The sequence below is a fragment of the Novosphingobium sp. 63-713 genome (assembly GCF_001898925.1).
In the GTDB taxonomy this organism is placed as follows: domain Bacteria; phylum Pseudomonadota; class Alphaproteobacteria; order Sphingomonadales; family Sphingomonadaceae; genus Novosphingobium.
Genome location: NZ_MKVS01000018.1, coordinates 1 through 7,270 on the forward strand (window position 1 = coordinate 1; position 7,270 = coordinate 7,270).

Consider the following 7,270-nt stretch of genomic DNA (forward strand, 5'->3'; position numbering starts at 1 on the left):
CCTCGGGGGAGCCTTGGGGTTTTGGGTGGGGCTGGAGGCTACCGATGATTTTGATCCCCCAACCGCCGTTTTTCGCTGGACTGTCAGGATATGTCGCCGAACTCGGCGCCAGCTACCTGATGGCTGATCTGGGCCTCGCCTACACGCCTCGTCCAGACCATGCCGCCTACCTTGCCAGTTGGCTGGGCGCCTTGCGCCACGATCCCAAGGCGATCTTCAATGCCGCCGCGCAGGCGCAGGCCGCTGCTGACTGGATCCACGCGACGCACAAGGCGGCGGTGGCGCCTTTGCCGCTGGCTGCATGAGGCGCGCCGTGGCCATCGCCTCCTTCTGGCCTGACGGCGCACAGGCGGCCTGCCGCACCATGTCCGGCATTTCGCCCGCTGACTGGTATCCGGCCTATCTTGATCTGGTGGCAGCGATCCGCACGAACATGCAGCGGGAGTTGCGATCCTTCGATCCTATCCACCGCTGGCGGGGGACCACGCATCGCGTGCTGCTGCGCAATCCCTATGCCGACATCGGCCTGACCTGTCTTGACGGCCAGGCCGCCGTCTGGATCGGTGAGCGGATCGACCGCGATTACCGGATCCGCTGTGAATGGAGCGATGTTTCTGGCCCAGCCCGACGCTGGCTCGCCAGTATTGCACCAACCTTCGAGGCCGCCGCTGCATGCCTCGGCTTTGCCCCCGTCCATCAGCCTGTCGATCAGCCCTGGCTCGAAGCGGCTTGATCGTCTTTCTTCAGGAGATCACAATGTCCCTAATGCCTACCTCTGGCGAATGGCGCGAAAGCAGCCTTTGCCGCACCACCGATGACTGGCCGTTCCACTGGGTCGCCGAGATCACGGCCATCGACCCTTTGACCCGCAGCTACACTTGCATCGGCACGGTTAGCCAGGCCGGAAACCGCCGATACGACGAGGCGCTGATCAATCTGCGCCTTATGACCCGGGCGCCTGCCATGCTGCGGCTCCTGCAAGCTGTCGGGCAAGTGCTCGACATGAGCGATCCTGACCACGACGCTTTTGTCGATAGCGCTGCGGATTGCCTCGATGCGCTGCTCACCCAAGAGGAACCCTTGCGTGCACTCCTCGCCGAACTCGCCGCCCAGGCGGCGGCACCGCTCATTCCGGCTCGCTGAGGTTCACGACAATGGCTGACTATTACACCCAGACTTCCTTCGCGGTGCATGTCGATGCCCGCGAGGCCGACATCCTGCCCGAGATCGACGAGGTAATCGACCTGATCCGGGATGGTTTCGAAACGACGGGCGAGGCGATCGCCGCCTGGCAAGCCTGCTCGGAACGGTTTCGTGCGCTGTTCCCAGCTGACGATACGGAAGCCCCGTTTGCTCGCTTCACGGCGTTGTTCAACGACGAGACCTATCCCTGCCATGGCGCGGAGTTCATTACTGAACCTGATCCGGGCCGAGGTGACGGGATCATCCTTTACGTGAGCGGTGACGGCGTTGATCCCTTTGCGCTTGCGAGGCTCCTCCAGAAGACTTTGCCATCGGCATTGCCCTTCCGCTTTGGCTGGGCCGAGACATGCTCTCGCATGCGCGTCGATGATTTCGGCGGCGGGTTCATCGAGGTCACCGCCGAGCGGCTGATCCCGCTCATCGGCCTTGGCCAGGATATCGACCGGCAGCATCTGGTCGTCGTGGTCCGTGACGACGCCTGCGGGCTCCTGTTCTGGAGCAACGAAAGCGGATTCGGCCCGCTCAAAAGCGCAACCGTCTTTACCCAGCGCGAGGCGGATACATTCCGACTACCCAGTTTTGAGGACGCGAAGCCCGGTTGGCTGGAACTTCCCCCGGTCGCTGCTTGGCTGGGAGAGGCGGCATGACGCGCGGCTATCTCGCCTATCGCTGCCCGCATTGCGGTAGCGATCGCTGCGGCAACGACGCCAACGCCGGTTGGGATGTTGTCACTCAGCAGAGCATCCTACTCGGTGAGTTCGACAATCAATGGTGCAATGACTGCGGCGATGTGCCCCTCGAGGAGTACACGATCACCGATCCTGTCGAGATTGCCCGGATTGATGCCGCGCGCGCTGACCTGACGGCGAAGGAGGCTGGGCCATTGCTTCTCGCCGCAGCGGATCGTTTGCTCGTCGCGGTCGGCGATTTCCCAGTCAGCCGCGGCAACGGACAACTCAACCAAGCCATCGCGCAGTTGCTCGCCGCAATCGCCGCCGCCCGGCCCACCTCACAGGTCGAGGGGACTATCCCATGATCGAGACCTTGTTGGTGCTCTCGACCGCGCATGTCACACAAGAGACCTGCAATGGCTGGTTGCAAACAGCGCCCTTCGCCACCTTCGGAAAGGCCGAATACGGTTGGTTCGTCTACGTACCTGACGACGAGCCGTCCGACCTGCCGGAAGACCTTCGCCCCTGCTTCGCGCTCGCACGCTCGCTGGACTGCGATTGGGTGATGTTCGACCGTGACGCCGAACTGATCGAGGGACTGCCGACCTACCGCTGGTAGCGTCCGCTTGGCTAGCGGATGACGATGACCTTGGCGTCGACTGCATCGGATACCGTCCGCCACTGCTTGTCGGCGGTCATCGCCGGCAAACCGTCGCGTTGCGCAAGCGCGAGGCAGAACCGATCGCCGAGCGATAGCCCGGCCGAGGCAGTCACTGCACGCAAACGTCCGGCGATATGGGCGAGGCCCTCGTCAGCCGGCACGATCTGCATCGGGAGCGGGCGCAACATCGCGTCGACTTCGCCATGCGGCATGCCAGCATGGACGAAATGGCTTACAACCTCGGCCAGATTGACCGACAACATCCGTGACGCGCCCAAGGCCTCAGCGACTTTGGCAGCTCCGGGCTCGTCATTCAGCAAGGCCAGTAGTGCCGACGCATCAAGGACGACTTCGCTCATTCGCCGCTGTCCGCCCTGCGATTGGCAATGAAGCCATCAACAGACGCAGCCGGATTGCCGGCCGTATATTTGCGGGCGATCGCCTGGGCATGCGCGATGGACTGAGCGACCGTGCGCAGGATCACGCCGTCCGGCGTTTCCTCAACGATAAGCGCGCCGCCGGCGGCGACGCCAAGGCGCTTGCGAATATCGGCGGGCAGGCTCATCCGGCCATTCGGCGTGATGCTCACCTGAACTGTCATGGCTCGGCTCCGCGCGCCTGAATGGCGCTTCGTCCTGATCATGCCACATACTTATGAATATGTCACGAAGTGGAATTTGTGACGCAGGAGTTGATTTATGCCTCCTGCAAGTCGCGACTGACGGCGGATTTCGCTGACGCATTCGGCATCGCTACCGCTGACATTGAGGTCGATAATTATCCAACGTGGACCGCTCTCGTCGCGGCCACCGCCTGAACCCCATCCACCGGAGAACCATCATGCTGACAACTGCCACACCGGCGGGCGCTGTCTCGCACCTGGAACAGATCGCCCGGCTCAATGACCGCACCCGCCTTGGCCTCGATCGGACCGCCCGTGTTGTCATCACCCGCAATTGCCTCGAACGACTGGCCGAGGCCGAAGGGGCGCCTGAGGAAACCATCGTTCTGCAAGCCCGCCTCATGGCGGCCTTTCGGCATTGCACCTTCTCGGAAGATAGCCCTGAAAGGGACTTTGCCGCGATCGAGTTTCTGGGCCGCAAGGTGTGGATGAAGATCGATTATTACGATGCGGCGATGGAGTTCGGCTCCGAGGATCCCGCCGATGCCTCGATCACCACGCGCGTGATGACCATCCTGTTGCCCGAGGATTACTGATGTGCGGGCAGCTTGTCGTCGATCGCGCCCACGAAAGGTTCGGCGCCGAGGTCACCATCGCCGACCTCGCGCGCCATTCCTTTCCCGATTTCAACTGCAACCTCGTCCACATCTATGAGGTCTGGGAAAGGCTTGAGGAAGACTGGCGCTTCGAGCTCGACCGGGACGCCAGTCGCCAAGAATATGCCATTGGCGTTTCTGCGCGCTTCAAAGACGGATCGACCCTCCACATCAGCGCGTGGGCCGATTGCTGCGACGGCTCTGGCTGCCGCCATTGCCGCGGTTGAACCTATCCCACGAGGGAACTTTCCATCATGCGCTTTCAACCCACCTCCGAGACGCTGACCATCGTTGCCCGCCTCGGCGGCCATTGGAATGGCCGCTATGCGCTGGTGCCATGCCCGGCCCATGAGGATCGCACGCCCAGCCTGTCGATCCGTCAAGGGCGACATTCGATCCTCGTCCATTGCTTCGCCGGATGCGATGGCGGCGATGTCATGCGAGCCATCCGGCACGTCTTGGGGCATCCGGTTAGCAGCCAGCGGGCTTTGCCCGTGCCAGCCAATAACCGGACCGCGCCCTTTCAGCGCCTATGGTCCGAAGGGGGGGCGATCGCGGGGACGCTGGCCCATCGCTACTTGCGCGAGATCCGGGGCATCACCTTGCTGCCGCCTGATGTGCGGTTCCATCCGGCTTGCCCGATGGGGCGCGGTCCCGCGCCCAGACGCCTGCCAGCTTTGCTGGTCGGCGTCTTCGATGCGCAGCGCCTTATTGCCATTCAGCGACTGTTCCTTGACCCTATAACCGGCCAGCGCACGCATCGCATGATGCTGGGCAATTCGCGCGGCGGAACCTGGCCCGCCAGTTTCGCGGGCGACACCATGCGAATCGCAGAGGGCTTTGAGACGGCCTGCGCCTATCGCCAACTCAGCGGGCGCGAGGCTGGCACCTGCTTTGGACTGCGCAACTTTGCTGGCTTCGCCGTAGGTTCCGGCATCCGGCAGGTCATCCTCCTGCCTGACAACGACCAGGAGGGAGCGCAGGCGGCAAGTGCCGCCGTGGCTGCGCGGCAATCGCCTAAAGTGCCCTTCGCCATCGAACGCTGCCCGACAGACTTCAACGATTGGGCGGACATGATCCGCCCGGATCGCTATCGGCCAGCGGCCTGACAATTGTGCGCTCAGATCTGCCTTTGGCGGTAATCGCCGCGGCAGGCACGGATCGCCTTGGCTACGGCCTTGTTGGTTGCCTCGAGGTCGAAACGCTCAGGATCGAACTTTTTGCCCGCCCAGCGACGCATTGCCTTGTGCTCTTCATGCTCGGGATCCAGCCATGCCTCAAGGAAGTCGGCATAGCCGGAATAGCCCCCAACATCCTCGGGCGGACAGGCCCGCGCGCCAGCAAGGCAGCGCGGATATTTGACGCCGTCCTCGATTTCTGCACGGCGCAGAACCAGCTTGTGCTGCCAATCATCGCCAAAGTCATATTGGTAGGTGATGGTGAGTGTCGGATCGAGCTCGTAGGGGAAGGTCAAATCCTTGAGCTGCACCTCGGTCGCTTCCAACACTCGTGGGCCATAGGCATCGTCCTCGATGGCCTCGGGCGCGCCGATGGTCAGGCCCCCCACATGAAACTGGTGGAGGTGGCTATCCGTCCACCCGAACGCCGCCTGCAACACCTCGTGAAGCTGCGCGAAATTGAGGTCACGGGGCAATTCCAGGCTGCGTGTGATCCCCGGCTCGATACCGACGATCTGGCCATCAAGGCGGATGACATAGGCGTAGGGATCATAGGGCTTTGACATGGTGGCACTATGGCGGCGGAGAGCCCACTGGGCAAGGACTGCCGAGCCTTGGCTCAAAGCCGAGAGGGAGATGAACGGGTGAACCCGAAAGGAGCCCCAGACCATGTTCATCGTTCCCGCTCTGCCCGCGCCCAATGCTCTTGCCGATCCCGCCTTTCTGGCCAGCGCTGCTGGCGAAAGCTGGGTCGGAGCACTGGCCGAGAACTTTCCCCATACACGATACTGGCGCGACCGCTCTGACAGTTGGCCGCTGAAGACGCTCAACACTTTGGCGGCGCGGATCATCGACGCGCAGTATGACGATCATGATCTCGACGAGATCATGGGGGCCGAGTTCCCACCGGCGGAATTTGGCCAGACCTGGCACTACGAGGTTGCTCCCCAATTGCGGTCCAGCCTTTGTGCGGCAGGTCTGAGTGATGACGATGAGGCCATGGACGCACTTCGCTATGCTTGGGAGGATTGCGCTGCCGACCGTGATGGCAGCAGCGTCGCCGATCTCTTTGACAGTCATGATCGCTGCGAATTGCTGTTCCGCTTCAGCACCGAGCGCTGGCTCGACGATGCGCTGGTTTTCTCGCATCGCCCATGGCCCGAGACCAGCGAGCTTGCTGTGACCGGCAACCTGCAATTCGCGCTGAACAACCTCGGCTACACCATCGGTGAGTTTCGCAAGGCCAGTGGCAACCGCCATTCGGCCGACAGCGTCTTGCCGCGCAACGCAAGGCGACGGCGCGCGCCGGTCATCAGCCACGAGCAGCTTGCCGAAATCATCGACAATGCCTGCTCCACTGCATTCCTCTTCTGCCTCTATGCGATCGTGCCGATCCCGGACCTGATCGCGCTAGACCTCAGCCGACCTGTTACTTTCGAGAAATGCTGGGTGGCGACGATGGACCCGATCAACGGCACCTTCTTTGACGTGCCGGCTAACGGGCCGGTGACCGTCAAGCCGGAGGACGGGCGCTTCCTGTCTGGCGGGCATCTGCGGTGGTCGCCGGAGAATATCTGCGGGCTGCACACGCCCTACTACCATGCTTCGGTGAAGCCTGCGCCACCTCCCGAATGCCAGAGCGAGACGAGAAGGTGAGTGGGGGTGAAGTGGGTGTCATGGGCGCAGGCGCCCAGAGACACATCCCACCCTGCGGCCCCTGGAATGCAAGACGGGGCCTTTGCCAAAGGAAACCTGCATGAACATCGGCACCATTCGCGCCAATGACCGCGGCGCACTGACCGGCAGCATCGCCACGTTGACCGTCTCCATGAGCTTCGCCCTGCGCGGCGTGGCCTCGAACCATCCCAATGCCCCGCGCTATGAGATCTGCACGCGCAGCCCCGCTGGCGCCGCCGTCCAGATTGGGGCGCTCTGGGAGCAGACCTCGAATTCGACCGGCGAATGCTTCCTGCAAGGCCGGATCGACGATCCCTCGATGGCGCGTCCGCTGGCGATCAGCGCGTTCCGCCAGGATGACGGCAGCTACAACGTCGCGTGGTTGCGCCCCCAGCGCCGCTCCGGCTTTCGCGTGGCGGCCTCTGCCAATGACAATCCCACTTATCTGGACGCCGCCTGACTGCGTGCTTGCGATGCTTCGGGTGACAATCGCGAAGCATTCTTTCCCTGCCTTGTCTGGACGGCGCTCCTCGTCAAGGGGTTGTGAGAAGTTTTGAGTTAATCGGGAGCGGTCTTGTCTTCGGCCTGTTTTTGCGGGTTTA

General features: G+C 62.8%; 15 protein-coding genes. 12 read left to right on the forward strand and 3 right to left on the reverse strand.

Features of this window, described 5'->3' with window-relative positions:
* Window positions 1-44 precede the first annotated feature (44 nt).
* Genes BGP00_RS08215 through BGP00_RS08240 form a run of 6 tightly spaced genes read left to right on the forward strand, consistent with a single transcriptional unit; the run spans window position 45 to window position 2,493 of the window.
* Window positions 45-305: a zincin-like metallopeptidase domain-containing protein gene (locus BGP00_RS08215; protein WP_298767971.1), complete on the forward strand. Its 261-nt coding sequence runs from the start codon at window positions 45-47 to the stop codon at window positions 303-305.
* The gene (locus BGP00_RS08220) at window positions 302-733 is read left to right on the forward strand and encodes a hypothetical protein (protein ID WP_292687858.1); all 432 of its coding nucleotides are present in this window, start codon (window positions 302-304) and stop codon (window positions 731-733) included. Before BGP00_RS08215 ends, BGP00_RS08220 begins: the two co-directional genes overlap by 4 nt.
* A complete protein-coding gene (locus tag BGP00_RS08225; RefSeq protein ID WP_292687860.1) occupies window positions 730-1,143 on the forward strand; it encodes a hypothetical protein in 414 nt (137 codons plus the stop codon). Before BGP00_RS08220 ends, BGP00_RS08225 begins: the two co-directional genes overlap by 4 nt.
* Window positions 1,144-1,154: 11 nt before the next feature.
* Window positions 1,155-1,850 carry a hypothetical protein gene (locus tag BGP00_RS08230; RefSeq protein ID WP_292687861.1) on the forward strand — a complete coding sequence of 232 codons (696 nt, stop codon included), beginning with the start codon at window positions 1,155-1,157 and terminating at the stop codon, window positions 1,848-1,850.
* Complete coding sequence (locus BGP00_RS08235) at window positions 1,847-2,239, forward strand: hypothetical protein (protein WP_292687863.1); 393 nt, start codon at window positions 1,847-1,849, stop codon at window positions 2,237-2,239. Before BGP00_RS08230 ends, BGP00_RS08235 begins: the two co-directional genes overlap by 4 nt.
* On the forward strand, window positions 2,236-2,493 hold the full coding sequence (locus tag BGP00_RS08240) for a hypothetical protein (RefSeq protein ID WP_292687865.1): 258 nt from the start codon (window positions 2,236-2,238) through the stop codon (window positions 2,491-2,493). The genes BGP00_RS08235 and BGP00_RS08240 overlap by 4 nt, the downstream gene beginning before the upstream one ends.
* 11 nt (window positions 2,494-2,504) lie before the next feature.
* Here the strand turns inward: BGP00_RS08240 and BGP00_RS08245 are convergent, their stop codons facing one another.
* Together BGP00_RS08245 and BGP00_RS08250 are read right to left on the reverse strand one after the other, a co-directional pair.
* A complete protein-coding gene (locus BGP00_RS08245) occupies window positions 2,505-2,894 on the reverse strand; it encodes a type II toxin-antitoxin system VapC family toxin (protein ID WP_292687867.1) in 390 nt (129 codons plus the stop codon).
* Window positions 2,891-3,136: an AbrB/MazE/SpoVT family DNA-binding domain-containing protein gene (locus BGP00_RS08250; protein WP_292687869.1), complete on the reverse strand. Its 246-nt coding sequence runs from the start codon at window positions 3,134-3,136 to the stop codon at window positions 2,891-2,893. Before BGP00_RS08250 ends, BGP00_RS08245 begins: the two co-directional genes overlap by 4 nt.
* A 69-nt stretch (window positions 3,137-3,205) precedes the next feature.
* On the opposite strand from BGP00_RS08250, the gene BGP00_RS08255 reads away from it, so the two are divergent.
* From BGP00_RS08255 to BGP00_RS08270, 4 genes are read left to right on the forward strand one after another with little or no spacing between them, the layout of a single operon-like run.
* On the forward strand, window positions 3,206-3,352 hold the full coding sequence (locus BGP00_RS08255) for a hypothetical protein (RefSeq protein WP_292925738.1): 147 nt from the start codon (window positions 3,206-3,208) through the stop codon (window positions 3,350-3,352).
* Between the two features lie 23 nt (window positions 3,353-3,375).
* Window positions 3,376-3,753: a DUF3768 domain-containing protein gene (locus tag BGP00_RS08260; RefSeq protein WP_292687871.1), complete on the forward strand. Its 378-nt coding sequence runs from the start codon at window positions 3,376-3,378 to the stop codon at window positions 3,751-3,753.
* Window positions 3,753-4,040, forward strand: a complete 288-nt coding sequence (locus tag BGP00_RS08265) for a hypothetical protein (RefSeq protein ID WP_292687873.1) — start codon at window positions 3,753-3,755, stop codon at window positions 4,038-4,040. Before BGP00_RS08260 ends, BGP00_RS08265 begins: the two co-directional genes overlap by 1 nt.
* Window positions 4,041-4,067: 27 nt before the next feature.
* Window positions 4,068-4,922, forward strand: a complete 855-nt coding sequence (locus tag BGP00_RS08270; RefSeq protein ID WP_292687875.1) for a toprim domain-containing protein — start codon at window positions 4,068-4,070, stop codon at window positions 4,920-4,922.
* Between the two features lie 11 nt (window positions 4,923-4,933).
* Here BGP00_RS08270 and BGP00_RS08275 read toward each other — a convergent pair whose 3' ends face one another.
* On the reverse strand, window positions 4,934-5,557 hold the full coding sequence (locus tag BGP00_RS08275) for a plasmid pRiA4b ORF-3 family protein (RefSeq protein WP_292687877.1): 624 nt from the start codon (window positions 5,555-5,557) through the stop codon (window positions 4,934-4,936).
* Window positions 5,558-5,660: 103 nt separating this feature from the next.
* Between BGP00_RS08275 and BGP00_RS08280 the strand changes: the two genes are divergently transcribed.
* Complete coding sequence (locus tag BGP00_RS08280) at window positions 5,661-6,647, forward strand: hypothetical protein (protein ID WP_292687879.1); 987 nt, start codon at window positions 5,661-5,663, stop codon at window positions 6,645-6,647.
* A gap of 100 nt (window positions 6,648-6,747) precedes the next feature.
* Window positions 6,748-7,128 (forward strand): DUF736 domain-containing protein, encoded by a 381-nt coding sequence (locus tag BGP00_RS08285; RefSeq protein WP_292687881.1) that lies wholly within the window; start codon window positions 6,748-6,750, stop codon window positions 7,126-7,128.
* Window positions 7,129-7,270 lie beyond the last annotated feature (142 nt).